Origin of the sequence: Arenibacter sp. F26102, assembly GCF_023015865.1 — a bacterium.
In the GTDB taxonomy this organism is placed as follows: Bacteria; Bacteroidota; Bacteroidia; order Flavobacteriales; family Flavobacteriaceae; genus Arenibacter.
In genome coordinates this window covers 176,565-197,966 of the sequence record NZ_JALKBC010000010.1, presented here as the reverse complement: position 1 = coordinate 197,966, position 21,402 = coordinate 176,565, and the positions used below count along the sequence as shown (strand labels likewise).

Annotated in this window: 21 protein-coding genes; 6 read left to right on the top strand and 15 right to left on the bottom strand. The window is 38.5% G+C overall.

Annotated elements, in window-relative coordinates:
• Positions 1-697: 697 nt before the first annotated feature.
• Positions 698-1,384: a DUF4294 domain-containing protein gene (locus tag MWU78_RS15355; protein ID WP_246999305.1), complete on the bottom strand. Its 687-nt coding sequence runs from the start codon at positions 1,382-1,384 to the stop codon at positions 698-700.
• Between the two features lie 108 nt (positions 1,385-1,492).
• Between MWU78_RS15355 and MWU78_RS15350 the strand changes: the two genes are divergently transcribed.
• Positions 1,493-2,581, top strand: a complete 1,089-nt coding sequence (locus tag MWU78_RS15350; RefSeq protein WP_246999303.1) for a M42 family metallopeptidase — start codon at positions 1,493-1,495, stop codon at positions 2,579-2,581.
• Between the two features lie 78 nt (positions 2,582-2,659).
• Entirely contained in the window at positions 2,660-3,208 is a 549-nt protein-coding gene (locus MWU78_RS15345) for an NUDIX domain-containing protein (protein WP_246999301.1), read from the top strand.
• Here MWU78_RS15345 and hisS read toward each other — a convergent pair.
• From hisS to rpsF, 6 genes are all read right to left on the bottom strand, one after another.
• Positions 3,203-4,579, bottom strand: coding sequence for a histidine--tRNA ligase (gene hisS, locus MWU78_RS15340; RefSeq protein ID WP_246999300.1), 1,377 nt, complete (start codon positions 4,577-4,579; stop codon positions 3,203-3,205). The two genes, MWU78_RS15345 and hisS, sit on opposite strands and share 6 nt — an antisense overlap.
• A 63-nt stretch (positions 4,580-4,642) precedes the next feature.
• Positions 4,643-5,113, bottom strand: coding sequence for a DUF6495 family protein (locus MWU78_RS15335; RefSeq protein ID WP_246999299.1), 471 nt, complete (start codon positions 5,111-5,113; stop codon positions 4,643-4,645).
• A gap of 129 nt (positions 5,114-5,242) precedes the next feature.
• A complete protein-coding gene (locus MWU78_RS15330; RefSeq protein WP_246999298.1) occupies positions 5,243-8,407 on the bottom strand; it encodes a carboxypeptidase regulatory-like domain-containing protein in 3,165 nt (1,054 codons plus the stop codon).
• Positions 8,408-8,508: 101 nt separating this feature from the next.
• On the bottom strand, positions 8,509-8,964 hold the full coding sequence (gene rplI, locus MWU78_RS15325) for a 50S ribosomal protein L9 (RefSeq protein WP_103442175.1): 456 nt from the start codon (positions 8,962-8,964) through the stop codon (positions 8,509-8,511).
• Positions 8,965-8,977: 13 nt separating this feature from the next.
• Complete coding sequence (gene rpsR, locus MWU78_RS15320) at positions 8,978-9,277, bottom strand: 30S ribosomal protein S18 (protein ID WP_176225701.1); 300 nt, start codon at positions 9,275-9,277, stop codon at positions 8,978-8,980.
• A 2-nt stretch (positions 9,278-9,279) separates the two neighbouring features.
• Positions 9,280-9,618: a 30S ribosomal protein S6 gene (gene rpsF / locus MWU78_RS15315; RefSeq protein ID WP_103442173.1), complete on the bottom strand. Its 339-nt coding sequence runs from the start codon at positions 9,616-9,618 to the stop codon at positions 9,280-9,282.
• A 235-nt stretch (positions 9,619-9,853) separates the two neighbouring features.
• Between rpsF and MWU78_RS15310 the strand changes: the two genes are divergently transcribed.
• The gene (locus tag MWU78_RS15310) at positions 9,854-10,546 is read left to right on the top strand and encodes a LytTR family DNA-binding domain-containing protein (RefSeq protein ID WP_031444569.1); all 693 of its coding nucleotides are present in this window, start codon (positions 9,854-9,856) and stop codon (positions 10,544-10,546) included.
• A gap of 4 nt (positions 10,547-10,550) precedes the next feature.
• On the opposite strand, the gene priA is transcribed toward MWU78_RS15310, so the two are convergent.
• From priA to nadC, 4 genes are read right to left on the bottom strand one after another with little or no spacing between them, the layout of a single operon-like run.
• Positions 10,551-13,007 (bottom strand): primosomal protein N', encoded by a 2,457-nt coding sequence (gene priA / locus MWU78_RS15305; protein WP_246999297.1) that lies wholly within the window; start codon positions 13,005-13,007, stop codon positions 10,551-10,553.
• Positions 13,008-13,020: 13 nt separating this feature from the next.
• Positions 13,021-13,461 (bottom strand): DUF2147 domain-containing protein, encoded by a 441-nt coding sequence (locus tag MWU78_RS15300; protein ID WP_348647096.1) that lies wholly within the window; start codon positions 13,459-13,461, stop codon positions 13,021-13,023.
• Entirely contained in the window at positions 13,445-14,431 is a 987-nt protein-coding gene (locus MWU78_RS15295; RefSeq protein WP_246999293.1) for a YihY/virulence factor BrkB family protein, read from the bottom strand. The genes MWU78_RS15300 and MWU78_RS15295 overlap by 17 nt, the downstream gene beginning before the upstream one ends.
• The gene (gene nadC / locus MWU78_RS15290) at positions 14,432-15,289 is read right to left on the bottom strand and encodes a carboxylating nicotinate-nucleotide diphosphorylase (RefSeq protein WP_246999313.1); all 858 of its coding nucleotides are present in this window, start codon (positions 15,287-15,289) and stop codon (positions 14,432-14,434) included.
• Between the two features lie 210 nt (positions 15,290-15,499).
• On the opposite strand from nadC, the gene rlmH reads away from it, so the two are divergent.
• A complete protein-coding gene (rlmH, locus tag MWU78_RS15285; protein WP_246999291.1) occupies positions 15,500-15,973 on the top strand; it encodes a 23S rRNA (pseudouridine(1915)-N(3))-methyltransferase RlmH in 474 nt (157 codons plus the stop codon).
• 162 nt (positions 15,974-16,135) lie between these two features.
• Here the strand turns inward: rlmH and serA are convergent, their stop codons facing one another.
• From serA to MWU78_RS15265, 4 genes are all read right to left on the bottom strand, one after another.
• Complete coding sequence (gene serA / locus MWU78_RS15280) at positions 16,136-18,028, bottom strand: phosphoglycerate dehydrogenase (RefSeq protein WP_246999289.1); 1,893 nt, start codon at positions 18,026-18,028, stop codon at positions 16,136-16,138.
• Positions 18,029-18,186: 158 nt separating this feature from the next.
• Positions 18,187-18,885, bottom strand: coding sequence for a DUF3307 domain-containing protein (locus MWU78_RS15275; RefSeq protein ID WP_246999287.1), 699 nt, complete (start codon positions 18,883-18,885; stop codon positions 18,187-18,189).
• Positions 18,882-19,493, bottom strand: coding sequence for a SatD family protein (locus MWU78_RS15270; RefSeq protein WP_246999285.1), 612 nt, complete (start codon positions 19,491-19,493; stop codon positions 18,882-18,884). Before MWU78_RS15270 ends, MWU78_RS15275 begins: the two co-directional genes overlap by 4 nt.
• Before the next feature lie 75 nt (positions 19,494-19,568).
• Entirely contained in the window at positions 19,569-20,021 is a 453-nt protein-coding gene (locus MWU78_RS15265) for an isoprenylcysteine carboxylmethyltransferase family protein (protein ID WP_246999283.1), read from the bottom strand.
• A gap of 108 nt (positions 20,022-20,129) precedes the next feature.
• On the opposite strand from MWU78_RS15265, the gene MWU78_RS15260 reads away from it, so the two are divergent.
• Together MWU78_RS15260 and MWU78_RS15255 are read left to right on the top strand one after the other, a co-directional pair.
• Positions 20,130-20,720: a non-canonical purine NTP diphosphatase gene (locus MWU78_RS15260; RefSeq protein WP_246999281.1), complete on the top strand. Its 591-nt coding sequence runs from the start codon at positions 20,130-20,132 to the stop codon at positions 20,718-20,720.
• Positions 20,707-21,351: a DUF4337 domain-containing protein gene (locus MWU78_RS15255; RefSeq protein WP_246999279.1), complete on the top strand. Its 645-nt coding sequence runs from the start codon at positions 20,707-20,709 to the stop codon at positions 21,349-21,351. The genes MWU78_RS15260 and MWU78_RS15255 overlap by 14 nt, the downstream gene beginning before the upstream one ends.
• Positions 21,352-21,402 lie beyond the last annotated feature (51 nt).

The following is a 21,402-nucleotide window of genomic DNA, read 5'->3' as shown; positions in this document are numbered from 1 at the left end:
CCGCTAGCGTTCATCCTGAGCCAGGATCAAACTCTTCATCGTTGATTCTTATATAACTTCGATCAACCATATGAGATATCTTCCCGGCCCGTTCTTTCGATTTCTTTTTCTGCACCACATCCCCGTTTCCGGAAATGTGGTGCGCTGTCTTTACAATATATCAATGAACTTATTCCTCTTTATTCGTTCGCCCTGTTTCCCAAAGCGGCTGCAAATGTACAGCCTTTTTTTAATCCGACAAGCTTTTTCGAAAAAATTTTATTTTTCTTTTTGCCAGTAGATCCGAAACAGTAACTTTAATGAACGTGGCGCTCCAAACACCCTTTCCGCCAATTCCGACATTGCTTCGTTAGCGGGGTGCAAATCTACCACCCTTTTTTAAATCCACAAGGGTTTTTTGAAACTTTTTTCGCCTTTTTTTCAAGGGCGCGCACAACCCGCTGTCAACAAGCATATTGCAACAACGCAGGACACGCAAAAAGGGAAAACAATTTAACGCTTTTTCCCATAACCGCAAAACAATGGCACGTTAAAATTGTGCCGAAACGCGCCAGGCCGGCCTGCCGGTAGACAGGGGGCGAAGCGGCATCCCCGGAGCAACGCAAGGGATACGGCCCGGCACCCGGCCCGATAAAGGGAGGGGGCGCACAAAACAATACATTAAAATTGCTCATGAAACATAGAGGCCTCTTGACCCCTACTCCTTAGACCTGTTCTGGTCTTTCCAAATATTGGTGAGTGTAGCGTAATCGTATTCCAACACGGAAGGCTGCCGTTCCAGACTGAAATCCGCAAAGGCCCGTTGCAGAATATCCTCTATAAGGTAATCCTCATGCACCTGATCAGGATGAAATTCTTCCTTAATACTAATGCTGAACATTTTGGCGGTGGTATTGTACCAAAAGGCACGCCAACCACTTCGCAACTCTTTCACCAGATCAAAAGCCGTAATCCCTGTCTGCCTATAGATCAACTTTACCAAAATTTGTCCTTCGGTACGTGTCAATTTTTTTAATTCCTCGGAAAATTCGTCCTCAATAAATTTCTGAACCTTGCGCGTAAACCTTCTTTTGTGCGAATTCCTCTTTATATGTTCCAAACTATCATTTAGCTCTACCAACCTCTCGGCAGCCAATTTGGCATAAGGATACACCTTCATGGTTTTTCTCCTTAATATATAATAGCGCAACTTATCGTTATAGGAAGAGAATTTAAGCCTACCAAATACATAGACCTCATTTAAAGCTATAGAGCTTTGGAGAACGGAGTCGCCTTCCATTATAATATATTGCTTAGCCAAGGAATCCAATGTTTCTTCCGGAACCTGTGCCAGACCAACAAATCCCATTACCCCATAAAGTATTACCAATAATCTTTTTCTCATTGAACCTTAAAATACAAAAGCCTTGCCAAAATTAATGATAAAGAAAGGAGCTTGCTATTAAATAAAAGTGAATATTGTTAAGTTTGCATTCAAAATACATATACGTATATGAGCGCAAAAAAGATTCTTACCAAAAAATCCATGGATTTTTTAGAAAAATATTTAAACAATGCCTCTCCTACAGGTTACGAATGGGAAGGGCAAAAATTATGGATGGAGTATCTGAAACCATACGTGGATACTTTTATTACCGACACCTATGGTACCGCAGTGGGAGTCATAAATCCAGATGCCAAATACAAGGTGGTCATTGAGGGCCATTCCGATGAAATATCGTGGTACGTAAACTACATTACCGATGAAGGTTTAATATATGTTATCCGCAATGGCGGTAGCGATCATCAAATTGCGCCTTCCAAATGGGTCAACATACACACCAAAAAAGGAATCGTAAAAGGAATATTCGGATGGCCGGCCATACATACCAGGGACAGCTCTAAAGAAGAACCTCCTAAATTGGACAATATTTTTATTGATGTAGGCGCCAAAGACAAGGCGGAAGTGGAAAAATTGGGGGTGCATGTTGGATGTGTTATTACCTATCCGGACACCTTTCAGGTCCTGAACAAGAACAAATTTGTTTGTAGAGCCATAGACAACCGTGTTGGTGGTTTTATGATTGCCGAGGTTGCCAGATTATTACACGAAAACAAAAAGAAATTACCGTTTGGGCTATATATTACCAATGCCGTGCAAGAAGAAATTGGACTAAAAGGTGCCGAAATGATTACCCAAACCATAAAACCGAACATTGCGATAGTCACGGACGTTTGCCATGATACCACTACGCCAATGATCGAGAAAAAGAAACAAGGACATACCCTAATTGGTGCTGGCCCTGTTATTTCTTACGCCCCTGCGGTACAAAACAAACTTCGGGAGCGAATTATTGAAACTGCGGAAGCCAACAAGATTCCTTTTCAGCGCATGGCTGCCTCAAGATATACCGGTACGGATACGGATGCCTTTGCCTATAGCAATGGCGGGGTGGCTTCGGTTTTAATATCCCTACCCCTGCGATATATGCACACCACAGTAGAAACGGTTCATAAGGATGATGTAGAAAATGTAATTCGATTGATCTACGAATCTTTATTGAACATAAAAGAAGGGGAAACTTTCAGTTATTTTGAATAGTCTATTTCAAAATCCTCCCTTTTAGGGGGGATTTTTTATTTTAGTTCTTTTGCCACTCATTTAAAATATAGCTTAATTATGGACGAATTGATAGACATATTGGATGCCGATGGAAATTACACGGGTAATTCCATCATGAAATCCGAAGCCCATAAGAGGGGAATTTTTCACCCTAGTATCCATGTTTGGTTATATACTAAAAATGGGGAAGTCTTGATTCAGCAACGGGCCAAAAATAAAGACACCCATCCAGGACTATGGGATGTTTCGGTAGCAGGACATATTGGTGCCGGTGAGGATGTAGTGGATTCTGCCATCCGGGAAGTAAAGGAGGAAATCGGTCTTGACATTACGGAAAACGAACTGTACAAACTGGGAGTATTCAAATACAGCTACCAACATCATAAGGATTTATTGGACTGCGAATTCCACCATACTTTTTTATGTGAACTGAAAATACCCTTTTCAGCACTTAAAATGCAAGAAAGCGAAGTTGACGATCTTACCCTAATTTCTTTGACCACGTTCCAAATGGAATTGGAACGCAATATGAATTCCCAGAAATACGTGCCTTACGAAATGGAATACTATGAAACCGTGCTAAATGCCATACAAAAAAGACTATAAATTGGTCAAAAACTCCTCTACCCTATCCAAGCTATAGGTTTCCTGACCCCCTTTGACCATATCCTTAACCACGAAGGAATTGCTGCTCAATTCCTGTTCCCCGATCAAAACAACAAAAGGAACATTCCTATTATTGGCATATTTCATTTGTTTCTGCATCTTGGCACTGGAGGGGTACAAGTCACATTTTACACCCGCCTTCCTAAGTCGATTAACAAGTTTCAAGGAGGTCAACGCTTCCTTTTCCCCAAAATTAACACAGAGTACCTGTAAGGATTGATCAATGGCTTCTGGAAAAAGCTCCAGTTCTTCCATGACCAAGTAAATGCGGTCCAGGCCGAAGGATATACCCACCCCACTAACATCTTTTAGACCGAAGATTCCGGTAAGGTCATCATAACGACCACCTCCACCTATAGACCCCATGCTTACCCCTTCAGGAGCTGCAACCTCAAATATAGCCCCTGTGTAGTAATTAAGACCCCTGGCCAAAGTAACATCTATTTTTAGATTTGCAGATTGCAGTCCAAGTTCTTCCATAGTGGTGATAATGAAGCTAAGCTCTCCCACCCCTTTGGCCCCCTCCTCGGAATCCTTTAACAAATCACTTAAAACAGATAGCTGCTCCAGGTTACTTCCACTTAGTTCAAATAAAGGGGCCGCTTTTTCAATGGCAGCATCAGAAATACCCTTTTCCCTCATTTCTTTGGACACGCCCTCTATCCCTATCTTATCCAACTTATCCAAGGCCACGGTGAAGTCGATCAGTTTATCGCGTTCTCCGATTACTTCAGCAATTCCCGCCAATATTTTCCTATTGTTCAGTTTAATGGTTACACCTTCCAGCTTTAAGTCCGTAAATACGGCATCGTACAACTGCACCAATTCCACCTCCTGCAATAGGGAATCTGAGCCTACTACATCGGCATCGCACTGGAAAAATTCTCGAAAACGACCTTTTTGAGGTCTATCGGCACGCCATACTGGCTGAATCTGATATCTTTTAAATGGAAAATCCAGTTCGTTCTGATGCATTACCACGTAGCGGGCAAAGGGCACGGTAAGGTCGTATCGAAGGGCTTTCTCCGAAATTTTTGTAGTCAACACACTGGAATCCTTACTTGCATACACATCATCATTCACTTTATTCAAAAAATCCCCTGAATTAAGGATCTTAAAAATAAGGCGGTCACCTTCATCCCCATATTTTCCCATTAAGGTTTCAGAGTTTTCAAAGGACGGCGTTTCAATGGGTTGAAAACCGTAGGTTTGAAAATGCTTTTTTACCACATCAAAAATATAATTTCTCTTATTGACTTCGGATGGGGAAAAATCCCTGGTTCCTTTAGGTATGGATGGTTTTTGTGCCATTATTTTTAAATCTGTTGTAAATATAGTGGATTGTGGAATTTTGCCCGTGCAGGAATAACTTAATTAACCTATTAAATCATCGAACCATTGGTAAAGTTCTCCTTTGGTGATTGCAGCTCCCTGTTTTATTAAATTAAACTTATCCAAGTTCTTATCTGCAGTATAGGCCTTGGAAGCCGTTAGGTATTCCACAAAATCTGATTGATAATTTTTTCTGAACCAAGAAAAGCCTTCTTTGGTACTCAAATCTATTTCAGGATTCATAACCTTTACCGAGATAAGCTTCATTTCCTTTTCTTCGGTATGGAATAAATGCATGTGTTGGGCAGAGATATTTTCCAAATACTTTACCTTGGACAAAACACCTTCCCAAATTAAATCGCTAAAAATATCAAGTTCCTCCTCCGCTACTTCCGGTTTTTCCTTCTTTAGCGTTTCCCATTCGTCTCCTGTAATGGATTGGGTAGCCAAAAAATTAATGAATTCCTGGTGTAACTCCTCCAACTGCTGCCTTGTTAGTCTTGTGTATTTCATTTTAAATAATTGTATGGCCCTCTAAACATTCACTGATTAAGCAATGAAGTGAACAAAGCTCTAAAGAACTGCAAAAATAAAAAGGCTGTGGGATTTCCACAGCCTTTTAAATATTAAATTAAAATTATTTTAGAATATATAGCGTAAGCCAAATTGTGCTTGCCATCTGGACAATAATCCGGTATCATAACCATAGGTTTTGGATAGGCTAGGATTAAAAGTATAAGTTGGAATATTGGTATTGGAATCAACATTCACCCCAATTGGGCTAATATTATTGGCCTGTTGAATTAAACCCCAATCCGAGCTAATCAAGTTTCCAATATTCAATACATCTATACTAAACTGAATGGTGTTTGTCTTATCACCTGCCACCTTAAAATTATAATCCTGCAATAATTTCATATCCCAACGACCTCTCCAAGGTGCCGTTGCCCCATAACGCTCCATATATTCACCTCTGTGGTCCTTTAAATAATCATCTTGACGAATATAGGCCTCAAATGCTTCTGCCTGTCCAGCCCCTGAAAACTGCATCTGCCCTAATTCTGAAGAGGTTGGAATATACAATAGATCGTTATTTTGAGGAGAACTATCTCCATTAATATTCCCTGCATATGTATAATTATACCTTCCCCCTTGGGCATACTCAAAAAAGGTAGATATGGTGGTGGCCCAAGTTTCCCCGCCATATTTGAACTGCTTGGACAACACCCCAATGAACCGATGTGTATCCCCGTACTTGGAATAGGCAAGAACATCGTTATTGGCATTGCCCATATTTGGATTAAAATCGAAGGCATCACCGGTAATCTCGGCCTCTATGGAATTCACATCTTTTGCATTCAAATAACTATATGCTACACTGGTATACAATCCGTTGGAAAAGTTTTTTTGCCCTTTCAAAGCAATATTCCATACTCTTCCTTTGTCTGAATTAGTAAACACGTATGCATTGTTTCCTTTATCGCCTGCAGTATAAACAGGTCTATTGTCGCCAGGAGAATTCAAAGTTCCCGTAGGATTTCGCATTCCCCAGTTCTGCACATGGGCCGCATTTAAGTCCTTAGTATAGGAAACGTCCACAGTTCCGATAATTCCATTTTCGAATCTTTTATCCAATCCCAAATTGGTTCTCCACACTTGGGGGAATTTGAAATCAGGGTCAACTAATTGAAAATAGCCATCATCGGCACCACTTACCTGATTTCCTATCCAAACAAATGGCAACCTCCCGGTAAATATCCCGGTTCCTCCCCTTAACTGGGTGGCACTTTCTCCATTTACCTCATAATTAAACCCAAGCCTTGGGGAGATCAACCAATCATTGGTAGGCATTTGGGTTGAACTTAACAAAACCTCCTCATTCTTGTTCGGGTTATAATAGGAAATGGAATTATCTCTAGTAGCTCCGTTATCCGTATCAATAAATTTCTGAATCAGATCCCCGGTATTAAAATAAAGTGGCTTATCGAAACGAATACCATAGGTCAATTTTAAATTATCCCTGGCGTTCCACTCGTCCTGAACATAAAATGCCAATTGGCCTACATTGAGTTCCGATAATTTCCATCCTCCATCATTACCAGTCCCCGCGGCATTGCTGGCGTTAAATGCATTTTGTGTAGCACTTAAGTATTGGTCCACCACTCCACCAGGCTGCGCATTATCCAAAAACTCCTGAACATTGGGATATGGACTGAACAGTCCATAATAAGGAAATATTCCAAAATTAAAGGACTCATAATTGGTAATGTTAAAAGAGTTTTTGAACATAAATTTTTCAAAAGAAAATCCAACCGCATAAGTATGGTTTCCTTTAAAAAAACTGAGGTTGTTGGTTAATTGGAGTACTTTCTGATCTAATCTATTATTTATTGAAAAGGGTTCATGTCCAGCAATTATGTAATTAGACCCGTTACCATCCTGAATGGCTATAATTGGTGCAGGTGTAGAAAAAGGGTCTCTAAAATCATCGAAATATGAATACCCAAGTTGCAACTTATTGGTGGCCTCTTCTGATAAGTTGGAATTAAGTTCCAATTGAAAGGATTGTAGTTTGTTATTTATCTCATAGCCCGAATTCTCAAACTGTAAAGTTGAAAAATTGGGGCCCCTTGCGGCAATAGCTGTTGGATGCGCCGGTTTTTCTTTGGATGCGTTTAAAAAATTATAAATAAACGCCAATCTATTACTATCGTTTATGTTCCAATCCAACTTAAAGATACCTTTGATAGATTTGGCACCAAAAGTAAAACCCTCATAACTACCCGTGTCGTACCCCAACACCGATAATGCAGATTGAACGGCCATTAGATCGCTTTCCAAAACCCTTGATTCGTTTATTGCACCAGAGCCTGTATTGGGAATCCAGCCATTGGTACCCAGATCATCCCTTTCCTCCTTTTCGAAGTTAACGAAAAAGAAAAGTTTATTTTTGACAATGGGACCTCCAAGGCTAAATCCATATTGATTTTGTTTTAAACTCGGTTTTACGACATCTTCACCTTTCACCTTACTACCGGTTAAATCCTGATTTCTGTAGAAACCATAAGCAGTGCCATGAAATTCATTGGTACCACTTTTGGTAACCGCATTCACTGATGCCCCTGTAAACCCGGATTGAGTTACGTCATAAGGAGCGGTGGAAACCTGAATCTGATCTATGGCATCCAAGGATATAGGTTGAGCATCAGTTTGTCCCCCTGGTGTTGGCGCATCCAAGCCAAAAGGGTTATTAAATATAGCTCCATCCAAGGAAAAATTATTGTACTGATCATTACGCCCCCCAAACGAATTTCCACTAGCAGTTGGCTCTAAACGGGTAAAATCCGAAGCAGATCTGGAAATTGTAGGAAGCCTAGTCAATTCTCTGCGGCCGACGCTTGTCTCAGCTCCCGTCCTATCGCTCCCAAAAGTACCGGTCCCGCGATCGGACACCACTATTACTTCATCCAAAGCTTGGTCGTCAGACATTAAATTAACCTCTATATTCTGGGTTTTTCCCAAGGTCAGAAAAATGTCGTTATCTGTTTGCGTTTTAAAACCAATAAAGGATATGGTAACTTCATAGGGGCCTCCTACCCTTAGGTTAAGGAGGTTAAACCTTCCATCCTCATTGGTAATAGCCCCATACTTGGTGCCGGTTGGGGTATGGATTGCCACAATGTTGGCCCCCAACAACGGAACATCTTCATCATCAAGAACAATCCCCCTAATATTGGAGGTTGTTACCTGTGCGGAGAGCATTAAACCACAGCAAACAAATGATATGACTAAAAGAAGTTTTTTCATAATATTTTCTGTTTTGAGTTAATAATCAACTAATTACCTATAAAAATAGCACAAAAAAAAGCCACATTTCTGTGGCCTTTTAAATAATTATGTAAAAGCTACTAACTTTTTGCCTCTGCAACTACTTCAAATGGGAAATCGACTACCACATCTCTGTGCAATCTAATTTGAGCATTGTAAGGACCAGTCCTTTTAACAGCACCACCTTGGATTGAAATATATTTTCTATCCAAAGAATGTCCAGCTTTTTCCAAAGCATCGGCCAAATCTATATTGGTAATAGATCCAAATAATTTATCTCCAGCACCTGCTTTTGCAGCAATCTTGATTTCCAATTGCTTAATAGCTTCTGCAGTCTTATTGGCTGCATCAACAATTTTCTTCTCTTTATGAGCTCTTTGTTTTAAATTTTCAGCCAATACTTTCTTGGCAGATGGCGTAGCTAATGAGGCCAATCCTCTAGGTATAAGGTAATTTCTACCAAAACCATTCTTTACTTTCACCAAATCATCTTTAAAACCTAAGTTTTGTACGTCTTCCTTTAATATAAGTTCCATCGTCCGTTTCTTTTTATTTTAATAAATCGCCAACATATGGCATTAAAGCTAAATGACGTGCTCTTTTTACAGCAACAGCCACTTTACGCTGATATTTCAAGGAAGTACCTGTTAGTCTTCTTGGAAGCAATTTACCTTGCTCGTTTACCAACTTTATTAAAAAATCAGGATCTTTATAATCTACATACTTAATACCTGATTTTTTGAAACGACAATATTTCTTCTGGGTATTCGTCTCTATGTTAAGAGGAGTAAGATATCTGATCTCTCCGTCTTTTTTACCTTTCGCTTGTTGTTCTATTGATGCCATAATCCTTACGCTTTAGCTTTTAACTTTGTTCTTCTTCTCTCTGCCCATGATACGGCATGCTTGTCTAATTTTACAGTTAGACAACGCATAATTCGCTCGTCCCTTCTGAATTCCAATTCATAAGGGGCAACAACGTCGCCTTCAGCTGTAAACTCGAACAAATGGTAAAAACCACTTTTCTTGTGTTGGATAGGATAGGCCAATTTCTTAAGCCCCCAGTTTTCTTTGGCTACCATCTTGGCACCTTTGTTAATTAAGAAATCCTCGAATTTCTTAACTGTTTCCTCGATCTGAACATCAGATAGAACGGGATTTAAAATGAAAACAGTTTCGTAATTGTTCATATGTTTAAAATTTTTTAAGTGTGCAAAAGTAATTATTTTTTGTTCATATCACAAGAAAATGGAAAAATCTTCGTTATACCTAGAACAAACATAATATTGAACTTAACCAAAAACAATTAAAACTATGGTCATTGCCATTTACACAACAATTACTGCAATGTTTACAACTTTTGTTGTACATCAGCGTGATTTTTAAGTACTTTGTCGATGATTTAACCCCACAAATCAACCATTTATGAAATTAAGAAGCATTATCGTGGACGACTCGTCCATGCAGCGGATGGCAGTTGCCAAACTGGTGAACAACCATCCGAATCTGGCTTTGGTAGCTGAGTACAGTAATGCCATTGAAGCCAAGAACGGCATCAAAAACAATGAAATAGATTTAATTTTCTTAGATGTAGAGATGCCAATTATCACAGGATTCGACCTATTAGAGTCCCTAGATAACAGCCCTCAGGTAATTTTGATTACTGGTAAACCGGATTATGCCCTAAAGGCATTTGATTACGATGTAACAGATTACCTTCACAAACCTATTACCTTATCACGTTTTGACGCCTCAGTTAAGAGAGCAGTTGCTAAATATGAACAAATCAATAAGGTAACGGAAGATGAAGAACATATCTTTGTTAAGAGCAACCTGAAGAAAAGAAAGGTAATATTGAACGAGATAAAATGGATCGAAGCCTTGGGCGACTATATTAAATTAGTTACGGATGAGGCCAATATCGTAATTTTATCAACAATGAAATCTTTTGAAAAACAGTTGCCGGAAGATAAGTTTTTAAGAATTCACAAATCCTATATTGTTAACCTGGAGAAAGTGGAGAAGTTTAATAGCAAAAATGTAGAAGTTAGCGGAAAACAAATACCTTTAAGTAGAAATAAGAAGACTGAATTGGCAGAGGCCCTAAATAATTTTTAGGTAATTAAATGTGATCTACGTTGTAGATTACCCGAACACCTCTGTAATAAGAGATAGCATTAAAGGATTTTTCAATTCTTTTAATGCTATTTTTTGTTTTGACCAAAGAGAAATTCCCCCCTATCTTGATAATTACGTTTTTGATATACTGATTCCTTATTCGTGCCACAGGCGGATATTCGGGGCCCAATACGTTTTCTCCAAAAATATTTTTTAACGACTTGGCAAACCATTCCGAGGCATCATTGAGTTTGTTATAATCCTTATGCTTAAATGTAATTTTAATAATTCTGTTTATGGGAGGATATTTATACTGTTCACGTTCATAAATCTGTTCCATAAACATTCCGTCATAGTCACTAGTCGTCACTTGCTGTAATATCCTGTGATTTGGATTATAGCTCTGAATAATAACCTTACCTCTTTTCTTGGTTCTCCCTGCCCTACCGGCCACTTGGGTAAGTAATTGAAAACTTCTTTCATGGGCTCTGAAATCGGGAAAGTTCAATAATGAATCTGCATTCATTATACCTACGAGATTTACATTCCTAAAATCCAACCCCTTGGTCAGCATTTGGGTTCCTACAAGAATGTCAATTTCCTGCTGTTCAAAAGAGGTGATGATCTTTTCATAACCATGTTTCCCCCGAGTGGTATCCAAATCCATTCTTCCCACATTAGCCTTAGGGAACAAGTTGTTCAATTCCTGTTCTACTTGTTCCGTTCCGAATCCTTTGGTATCCAAAGTAGCATTCCCACAGGCTTGGCAGCTTGTCTGCAAGGCAATGTGATAGCTACAGTAGTGACAACGTAATTGCTTTCTATGTTGATGATACGTTAAGCTTACATCGCAATTTGGACATTGAGGGGCATGACCACATGTAGTACACTCCATTATGGGCGCAAAACCCCTTCGGTTTTGAAATAGAATAACCTGCTCTCCGTTTTCCAAGGTTTCTGAAATTTCCTCCAGAAGTCGCTCAGAAAAATGTCCTTTCATCCTTTTTTTTCGAGACTGCTCCTTTATATCAACCAATTCCATGTCCGGCATAAGCACATCGCCATATCTTCTATCTATCCGGGCGTAGCCATATTTGGTGGTCTTTACATTATAAAAACTTTCAACGCTAGGAGTGGCAGAACCCAACAGTATATCACTTCCATGCAGATTTCCTAAAACAATGGCGCCGTCCCGAGCATGATATCTTGGCGCCGGGTCATATTGCTTAAAAGAACTTTCATGTTCTTCGTCCACTATGACCAATCCCAACTCTTTAAAGGGTAAAAACAGTGCCGATCTGGCCCCTATTACAATCTGTGCTTTTGGTTTGTTTTCCAGTACATTGTTCCAGACCTCCACCCTCTCCTGCACATTGTATTTAGAATGATAAACGGCCACTTTTTCGCCAAAGTAGGCCTGCAATCTAGATATCAATTGGGTAGTAAGTGCAATTTCAGGAAGTAAATAGAGCGCTTGCTTACCATTTCTTAAATACTCCTCAATTAACTTAACATAGACTTCTGTTTTCCCCGAAGAGGTTACCCCATGTAAAAGAACTACCTTTTTATCTTTAAAGGATGTCTTTATATCCCCAAATGCAGAAAGCTGATATTCATTTAAGGATTTCAAAGTTATGCCATCGTCTTCCCCCTCGTACACCACCCTATCCGTTTGTACAAAATGCTCTTCTAATATACCTTTATCTATCAAGGTTTTAATTATCGCACCGGAACTATTGCTCGCCTTTTCCAAATCGCTCACTTTTACAGGCTTTTTGGTCATGGCCTGTAATTGGAACAAAGAGAGTACAACTTGACTTTGTTTAGGTGCCCTGGTCAGGCTATTTAACAGGACTTCCAAATTTTCTTCCGACCTATGGTTTATTCCCAATTGAACATATCGGACCAATTTTGGTTTATATTGCTCAAACATTTCTTCCTTGAGAAGGATGATATTCTTTTTGAGCAATCTATTTAATACAGGGATGATATTCTTTTTGTCCAGAATATCGCTTATTTCCTGGACTCGAAGTATTGATTGGTGCTGCAGTGCCTCAAAAACCATAAATTCATCATCCAACAAATCGTTTTCCTCAATAATTGCACCGTCGTTCTTAAGTATCAAAGTTTCACTTTCCAACAGCAATGCACTTGGTACTGCAGAGCGAAAAACTTCCCCTATGGAGCACATATAATATTGGGCCAACCATTGCCAAAATTTAAGTTGGATAATAGTTACCAAAGGGTATTCGTCCAAGACTTGATCTATCCCTTTGGCCTCGTAGACGGTGGGAGCGGTGTTATGAATTTCGAACACCAATGCAGTATATATTTTCGACTTTCCAAAAGGAACGGCAACCCGCATTCCAGGTTTTAAAACTTTCACCTCTTCCTCGGTAACCTTATAGGTAAAGAGTTTTTCTATAGGAATAGGTAAAATAACATTGATAAAATCCTGCATATTCCCTCAACTTCTAGCCTTCCACCCTTATCCAGGTCTGTGTACGGTAAATGAATGCCAGATACCCTCTAACCTTTAATTCATCCGGATTATCAGGGTTAAGCCACAACTTGCACCTAAAGGTCATTGCCTGCTCCGGATCAAATAGTGTTTTGCCTTTCCATTCCCCATTTCCAATGTGTTCCACATCCTCAATAATTTTCATACCCACTATTGGTTGATCTTTTTTATCACCATCGCATTTCTCGCATAGGGCATCTTGCCTGCCTTCCTCCAGAATCTCCACCACATGGCCATACATAAGTCCGTCTTCCTCATAAATACTAATAATAGCTTTGGGATTACCCGTCCTATCATCTATCGTCTTCCATTTTCCAAAAATACTCTGTGCCGAACAGCACATTGAAAAAAGCGCAAAAACACTACACATTGCCCACCTATTCATCTTCATCATGTTTTTCATATTTTTTTCTTAACGAGTTTAATGAGGCATTTAATTCGAACCCCAGTAGCAAGATATTGGAATTTAACCAAATAAAGACCAATAATATCAACAATCCGCCCAAAGCACCATACAATTCGTTATATCTGGCAAATTTCTCAACATATACGCCGAATAAATAAGAGGTCAATATAAAAAGTAAAGTGGTCATCAAAGCCCCTGCCGAAAAAAATCTGGCCTGCTTTCCCTCTTTGGTTCCAAAATAGTATAAAATTGCCGTTGTAAAATAGGCCAGCATTCCTAAAAATAAAAACTTACCCCATTGCACCAAAAGAAATTCACTTTCGTCTACCTCCAATTCTATTCCCCTATGGGTTATATCGTGTAGCCCAATTAGCACATATGCCTCGAAATAAACAAATATTACAGCTCCAAACAAGAGTAGGATAGACAGCATTAACCCTACCATCAAGGCATAACCATACTGTTTAAAAATATTGCGGTTTAGACTCACATGATAAGAATTTTCAAATCCACCAAAAATGGCGTTCACCCCGTTGGCCATTAAAAAAATTGAAGTAATAAAAGCGATGGCCGATGAGAGAACATCCCCTCTTTCCTGTTCACTTATCTGCAAGTATATTTCACTAAAATATTCACCCGTGGCAGTAGGTAAAAATGATTCCAGAAAAATTAAGAATTCCGTATCGAAATTGGAATTTTCAATGGAAATATAGGGAATTATAAACGGAATTAAAGTCACTAAAAAAATCAAAAATGGGAACAAGGCCAAAAACAGACTAAAGGCAATAGAACTTGCTCGTGTAGATAGGGCCCCCTTCACAATCCCCATTAAATACATCTCCATTAGGTCGTAAAAGGAAAGTCCCTCAAAAGCGGGTAACTTAACTTTTTTCATTAAACCCACTATCCAATTTACTATGGGTATCTTCTCTAGTTTACTTTCAATTTCCAAGGACATCTATACCGCTTTAAGACTAAGGTCCATATTGTATATAGAATGTGTTAGGGCCCCCGAGGAGATAAAATCCACCCCACATTCCGCATACATCTTTATAGTCTCCTCATTTATTCCACCAGAAGATTCTGTTAGACATTGATCACCGATCATTTTTACCGCTTTCCGCGTATCCTCAAAGCTAAAGTTATCCAACAGGATTCTATAAATTCCGTTGGACTTCAAAATAATCTCTACCTCATCTAGATTTCTAGCTTCCACAATTATCTTTAAATCCAGATTCTTGTCCTTTAGATAATTCTGTGTTTTTTCAATGGCCTTCGTTATACCCCCGGCAAAATCGATATGATTATCCTTTAACATAACCATATCATACAACGCAAATCTATGATTTTCACCACCACCAATTTTAACGGCCCATTTTTCAAGGGCCCTAATCCCCGGTGTAGTCTTACGGGTATCCAATATTTTGGTGTCGGTACCCTCTAGGAGCTTTACAAAATAGTTGGTTTTGGTGGCAATGGCGCTCATTCTTTGCATAGCATTTAAAACCAATCTTTCTGCTTTTAAAATACTCTGTGAGCTTCCGGATACATAAAAAACAATATCCCCAAATTTTACCGATGCCCCATCATTAATAAGCACTTCCACCTCTAAGTTCCTATCTACATATTGAAAGACCTGTTTGGCGAAATTTACCCCCGCTATAATGCCCTTGGCTTTGACCAATAGTTTGGCTTTGCCCGTTGCAGAAGCGGGAATACACGCAAGCGAGCTATGGTCCCCGTCACCCACATCTTCCCGTATGGCATTATTTATAATAAGATCAAGCTCAGTTCTAAATTGTTCTTCTGTAATCATGCAATTATTTTTCCTTGCTAATTTACTAAAATGTTTGCCCAATTCCTCCTTTGTTTTCTCAATGAAAGACGAAATGCTATAAATAATATAGACCTCCAGGACGATACTTTGCATACTATTCCCCATTAAAACTGTAATTTTCAAGGATTTGCCATTTTATGGCCCGAAGCTTCTTTTTGGAATTAAAGAATTGCATATTACATTTGCCCTATGACCATAAAACTACTAGTACTGGGAAAAACAGATAGTGTTCAATTAAATCAATTAATTGAGGAATATCAAAATAGATTAAAGCACTATATAAAGTTTGAATTGGAAATAATCCCCGATATCAAGAACACCAAAAATCTATCGGAAAAGCAACAAAAGGAGAAAGAGGGGGATGCCATTTTAAATAAACTTAACCCAACAGATCTGCTGGTACTACTGGATGAAAACGGCAAACAAAAAACCTCTGTGGAATTCTCGGAATACCTCCAAAAAAACATGAATTCCGGTATAAAGCAACTCGTATTTGTTGTTGGCGGGCCTTATGGTTTTAGTGAAGCCGTATATCAAAAATCCCGTGGTAAGATCAGTTTGTCAAAAATGACATTTTCACATCAAATGGTTCGATTATTTATGGTTGAACAATTGTACAGAGCCTTCACTATATTAAGAAACGAACCCTACCACCATCAATAGGAAAAAGCCATTGAAAAAGAAGAAACCTAAATTAATTAAACAACATTTTTAATTAACCATCCCCAAGTCTAGTTTCCTGAAGATCTTTTAATTAAAAGGCATAAAAAAACTGCCTAAAAGTAAATTTCAGGCAGTTTTAAAGTTATGATCAACAGTTTCGTTCTAATACAAAACCCTGAATTTAATAGTATTGTCTATTTTTTTAAGGGCTTTTAACACATCCTTGTTATATTCTTTGTCCAAATCCGAAATTACATATCCGACTTCATTATCCGTGGAAAGATACTGACCAGAAATATTCATATCGAAACGGGCCAAAACCTCGTTGATCTTCGCCATAACCCCAGGAACATTTTTATGGATATGTAGAAAACGATGGGCATTGTTCTGTTTGGGCAGTCTAATATTTGGAAAGTTGACCGCATCAACAGTATTCCCCGAATTTATATAATCCATTATTTTGTTAGGAACAAAATCGGCAATATCGCGTTGTGCTTCCTCTGTACTTCCACCAATGTGCGGGGTTAAGATAACATTTTCCAAGCCTTTAAGTTCAGTTAAAAACTCGCCGTTACTTCTTGGTTCTTCTGGAAAAACGTCTATTGCAGCACCGGCAAGTTTTCCACTTTTCAGTGCATTTGCCAAGGCTTCAATATCAACCACAAATCCTCTTGAAAGATTTACAAATAATGCACCATCTTTCATTTGATTAATTTCCCTTTCCCCTATAAAATTCTTATTAGCCTTATTATCATCAATATGTAAGGTAACTACATCCGAAACATTTAACAAATCTTCCAAAGTACTGCACTTAGTGGCGTTACCTAAAGCCAATTGATCCCCTACGTCATAGTAGTAAACACGCATACCCAAGGCTTCGGCCAGTACAGACAATTGCTTCCCAATATTACCGTACCCCACAATTCCAAGATTTTTACCCCTTACCTCTTTTGAATTGGCAGCGGTTTTATTCCATTGACCATCATGTATTTCCGTACTACGTGGAAATATACTCCTCATCAACATAATAATCTCACCAATAGCCAGTTCAACAACGGACCTTGTATTGCTATAAGGTGCGTTAAATACAACGACTCCCTTCCTCTTGCAAGCGTCCAGGTCTATTTGGGTAGTACCAATACAGAAGGCGCCAACCACCATTAACTTGTCCGCTGCTTCCAACACATTTTTGGTAACCTGGGTCTTGGAACGTATTCCTAAGACGTGCACTCCTTTTATTTTTTCGATCAGCTCTTCTTCCGTTAAACTATGTTTTAACAACTCTACGGAAAACCCTTCCTCAGAAAGGGTATCGAAGGCATTTTGATGGACATTTTCCAACAATAAAATCTTAATTCTATTCTTTGGGTAGGATATCTTTCTTGGCAACTTGTTCACAAATAAAAATTCATCTAAATTAGGTGTAATATAGTCTGCGTTTCTCGCAGCCTTTTCTCGATGCACATTCTCGGTGTATGCGAAAAATTTATCCGCAATACCCGCTTCGCGCATTACATAGTCACTATAACCGTCTCCAATTACCTGCACTTCCCCTTGTAGATTCAAGTTTTTTAAACAGGCAATTTTACCGTTGTGCAAGGCTAAAACATTATCCTCGTCAAATCCAATTATTTTTCCGTTCTCGTCAAATTTAAATGTATTTGCATAAACTCGATCGGCAGGAATATTGTATTCAGCCACTATGGGATCTATAAACTCTTTAAATCCACAGGAAATGACATAAATATCATCTGAATAATTATGAAAAAATTCCTTATTGGACTCTATTGATTTGGATATCTTCTGACGAAGAAGTTGGACCAAATTGTCCAAATCGTCTTTATGGGCGTTTAATAACTTAATTCTTTTTTCTAAAGATTGGGTAAAGGAAATATCCCCATCGATGCCCAAATTAGTTATTTTCTGAATTTCCCGAATAATTTCATCCTTATCCGACCTTCCTTTTAGCGTAATTTCCGCTAAAACGTCCAGCGCCTCTACCCTAGTTAGGGTGCTATCAAAATCAAACACATATTTTCTGCCTACCGCAACCATTGAATCTGAATTTTAAGGGGCAAAAGTATGAATAAATTTTATCCAACTTCCTATTCTTGGGCAGAAAAGTAATCGACCCTTGGATTTTTGCCTCAATATATAAGAAATTGATTTTTATACACCTCTAAAATTAACAAATTGATAAATTTTACCTTCCGTTAGGTACTTAGATAAATTAAACCCGCTAGAATTCCAAGTCCAAAACTCAATAAGGTACCAATCAAAATATATTCCGTAAGTTTTCTGGAATTACTTTCCTTGAGATCATTAAACCTAAAAACCGATTTGGCGGTGATCAATAAACCAATGGCCTCCCATCTTCCTAAAATAATGAAGACCAATACGAACAAACGCTCAATTATCCCAATGTACTTTCCTGCATTGGGGAGGGATTTATGATCAAGCTCTATTCTGTCTGACATACCTTCCAGCAATTTGGCCATGACAATAGAGGCTGGATAACTTACAAATACTACTGCTGTAACCAACGGCCAATTTATTTCTTTTAAAAGGCCTATAGTATTCCCTAATAAATCAGAATTAAACGCACAGCAATAAAGTACAACAAGATGTAATGCCTGGTCTATAAAAAATGGAATGGATTTATTCTTAAAATAAGGATTGGCATATATTTTTGATAGATCGATAAAATAATGTGACAGTGCTATTATTACAGCCCACCACCATAATTTTAAGTCCCACAAGAGCAGCATGGTAACTGCAAAATGAATTAATATGTGGAGGTACAAGTATTTAGAGGTTATCCTATTGGCCTCTTTATGCACTACCCATTTTGTTGGTTGAAAAAGAAAATCTCCCAGAAGGTGGGCCAACAAGAGTTTGGTGAACAATATCATTCTTTAATATGTTTTAGATTTCTTTCATAATACGCCATTAAATCCAAAACCAAATCCATCCTAGCACGTTTTAAACGCTGACTTACAGCCGATTGCTTTATATTTAATTGATCCGCAACTTCTTGTTGGGAAACGTTTGGTTTTTCCAGCGATAAACTTACCATCTGTGCAGAAACAGTAGACCAATCGTCCATAAAATTCAAAGCAAGCTTCAACATTAGGTTTAGGGTTTCATCCCTATCATCATCACCTGTTACTATAGCCAAATTAAGCTTTTGTTCTTTTAGGGTTTCAAAAATTCGTCCGGAACGTTGATAGGCCTGCCCGTTGGATTGGCTCACACTAGCACCTACGAAGGTTTCAGAACCCAGTCCAATGCCCATTCTTACATCCAACTTATTAAGGGATTTAATGAGAGCCTTAATCCGAATCGCCATTTTCAATGCCCTTTCCGGAGTTGTTCTTATTTGAAATTCATCGCCCCTATAAATCTCCCAATCCATGGGTGTTTCCCCTTGGAGTTCTAGATATGGTTTTAGAATACCCATCCATTCCGAGGCCGCATAGCGATCAGAATTAATAATATCCCCTGTAATTATAGCTACCATATATAAGTTAAAACGCTAATATATTAAAATATAAGCTAAAATGCTAATATAATTAATTATAAGTTAAATAACTTATTAAAACCAACGGCGAACCATTACACAATACTTATGAAACTCCTTACCAAATTTATTCGCAAGCACTTCCTCCTCTGGTATAATCTGAAAAGTATTCATATAAAATACAAACCCGGCCGCTAAAAGAGTATTAAAGGCATTGCCCAAATACAAACCCCAGGCCAAAAGAAGAAGCAATAATGCCAAATACATCGGATTTCTGGAATACTGATACAAGCCACTGGTAACCAATCTGGAAGTCTTAGCCGGGGCAAGGGGATCTCTACTGGTTTTAGCCCTAAAAAATTGAAACAATGAAACAATCCCAATCAACAGAGCCAGAAAACAAAGAAAAAACATTAAGTAATATCTACCAAAAAACTCAAAATAACCCACCGGCAAATACTTGGCCAATAGATACATAAACAACCCGAACAGGAAAGTGACTACAATGGGCGGTATTTTTAACTTCATAAAATATAAAATGATAAGGCAATAAAATTACTACTTTTAGACATTCTAAATTAATTTGCCCAAAAGATAATCAGCCCGGAATTTAAACAACAATAAAAATTACATTGAATGCAATTGGTATTTGCTACACATAATAGAAACAAACTAAAAGAGGTGCAAGTTTTATTTCCGAAGGAAATAGAGTTACTGTCCTTAGAGGACATCGGTTGTTTGGATGAAATTCCGGAAACCGCAACCACTTTGGAAGGCAATGCAATCATCAAGGCCAATTTTGTCACCGAAAATTATGGCTACCCATGTTTTGCAGATGACACCGGACTTTTAGTGGATGCCCTGGAGGGAGCACCAGGGGTATATTCCGCAAGATATGCCGGTGAACAAAAAAACGCCGTTGACAATATGGATAAATTATTAAGCCAACTGCTAAACCAATCCAACCGATCGGCTCATTTTAAAACCGTAATTGCCTTAAATCTAAACAATGAAACATTACTTTTCAAAGGAATTGTGGATGGTGAAATAACCACTACCAAAAAAGGTGAAAGGGGTTTTGGGTACGACCCCATTTTTAAACCCAACGGATATGACCAAACTTTTGCAGAATTACCATTATCGGTTAAAAACGAAATAAGTCACCGGGCAAAAGCGATACAACAATTACTTGCATTTTTCAAAAACTACAATCATGCCATCAAATAAATCCGAGGAAACACCAACAACAACTCCTAGAATATTGGAACGCACGGAGACCATTGGAGGTATTCTGATTGCTCTATTTGCGGCCTTACTAGCCATAGCGGAACTTGTTAACAATAATCTGGAAGAGGAGATGATGGTTGCCCACAGCCAATTCGTAAACTACTCCAATTGGTACCAGTCCAAAAGTATAAAACAAAGTTTAAAGGAAAGTGAACTGGATTATTTGAACGCCTTGACGGAAACAGGAATAATACCCGAGGATAAAATTAAGAACTTTAAAGCCAAAATAGCCCAGACCAAAAGCATGGTATTAAAATACGAAGCAGAAAAAACAGAGATACTGGTAGGCTCATCCAATGTTCCAAGAGAACATTGGTCTCAAGACCTCGACGGGGAAATGGGGAAGATCATAGGGATAAATGAATGGGAAAAACTGACCCAAGAATACGATTCGGCCACCAAGAAATTTGACCTTGGAAAATTATTTTTTCAAATTTGTATTGTACTGGGCGCCGTATGTATCATAATACGTGACAACAAAAAATTACAAAAAAACTTCATAGCCCTAATGTTGATTTTTGGTGCCATCGGAATTCTAATTTCCGTATACGGATTTACCCTGGCCCCGTAAAACCTTAAAAAAACACTGTTGTAAAATAAAATATTTTAATTGAAAAATTAA

Coding starts and splice junctions, on each gene's coding strand:
- MWU78_RS15355 (WP_246999305.1), bottom strand. CDS start 1,384: ATGAGAAAAAGATTATTGGTAATACTTTATGGGGTAATGGGATTTGTT.
- MWU78_RS15350 (WP_246999303.1), top strand. CDS start 1,493: ATGAGCGCAAAAAAGATTCTTACCAAAAAATCCATGGATTTTTTAGAA.
- MWU78_RS15345 (WP_246999301.1), top strand. CDS start 2,660: ATGGACGAATTGATAGACATATTGGATGCCGATGGAAATTACACGGGT.
- hisS (WP_246999300.1), bottom strand. CDS start 4,579: ATGGCACAAAAACCATCCATACCTAAAGGAACCAGGGATTTTTCCCCA.
- MWU78_RS15335 (WP_246999299.1), bottom strand. CDS start 5,113: ATGAAATACACAAGACTAACAAGGCAGCAGTTGGAGGAGTTACACCAG.
- MWU78_RS15330 (WP_246999298.1), bottom strand. CDS start 8,407: ATGAAAAAACTTCTTTTAGTCATATCATTTGTTTGCTGTGGTTTAATG.
- rplI (WP_103442175.1), bottom strand. CDS start 8,964: ATGGAACTTATATTAAAGGAAGACGTACAAAACTTAGGTTTTAAAGAT.
- rpsF (WP_103442173.1), bottom strand. CDS start 9,618: ATGAACAATTACGAAACTGTTTTCATTTTAAATCCCGTTCTATCTGAT.
- MWU78_RS15310 (WP_031444569.1), top strand. CDS start 9,854: ATGAAATTAAGAAGCATTATCGTGGACGACTCGTCCATGCAGCGGATG.
- priA (WP_246999297.1), bottom strand. CDS start 13,007: ATGCAGGATTTTATCAATGTTATTTTACCTATTCCTATAGAAAAACTC.
- MWU78_RS15300 (WP_348647096.1), bottom strand. CDS start 13,461: ATGATGAAGATGAATAGGTGGGCAATGTGTAGTGTTTTTGCGCTTTTT.
- MWU78_RS15295 (WP_246999293.1), bottom strand. CDS start 14,431: ATGTCCTTGGAAATTGAAAGTAAACTAGAGAAGATACCCATAGTAAAT.
- nadC (WP_246999313.1), bottom strand. CDS start 15,289: ATGATTACAGAAGAACAATTTAGAACTGAGCTTGATCTTATTATAAAT.
- rlmH (WP_246999291.1), top strand. CDS start 15,500: ATGACCATAAAACTACTAGTACTGGGAAAAACAGATAGTGTTCAATTA.
- serA (WP_246999289.1), bottom strand. CDS start 18,028: ATGGTTGCGGTAGGCAGAAAATATGTGTTTGATTTTGATAGCACCCTA.
- MWU78_RS15275 (WP_246999287.1), bottom strand. CDS start 18,885: ATGATATTGTTCACCAAACTCTTGTTGGCCCACCTTCTGGGAGATTTT.
- MWU78_RS15270 (WP_246999285.1), bottom strand. CDS start 19,493: ATGGTAGCTATAATTACAGGGGATATTATTAATTCTGATCGCTATGCG.
- MWU78_RS15265 (WP_246999283.1), bottom strand. CDS start 20,021: ATGAAGTTAAAAATACCGCCCATTGTAGTCACTTTCCTGTTCGGGTTG.
- MWU78_RS15260 (WP_246999281.1), top strand. CDS start 20,130: ATGCAATTGGTATTTGCTACACATAATAGAAACAAACTAAAAGAGGTG.
- MWU78_RS15255 (WP_246999279.1), top strand. CDS start 20,707: ATGCCATCAAATAAATCCGAGGAAACACCAACAACAACTCCTAGAATA.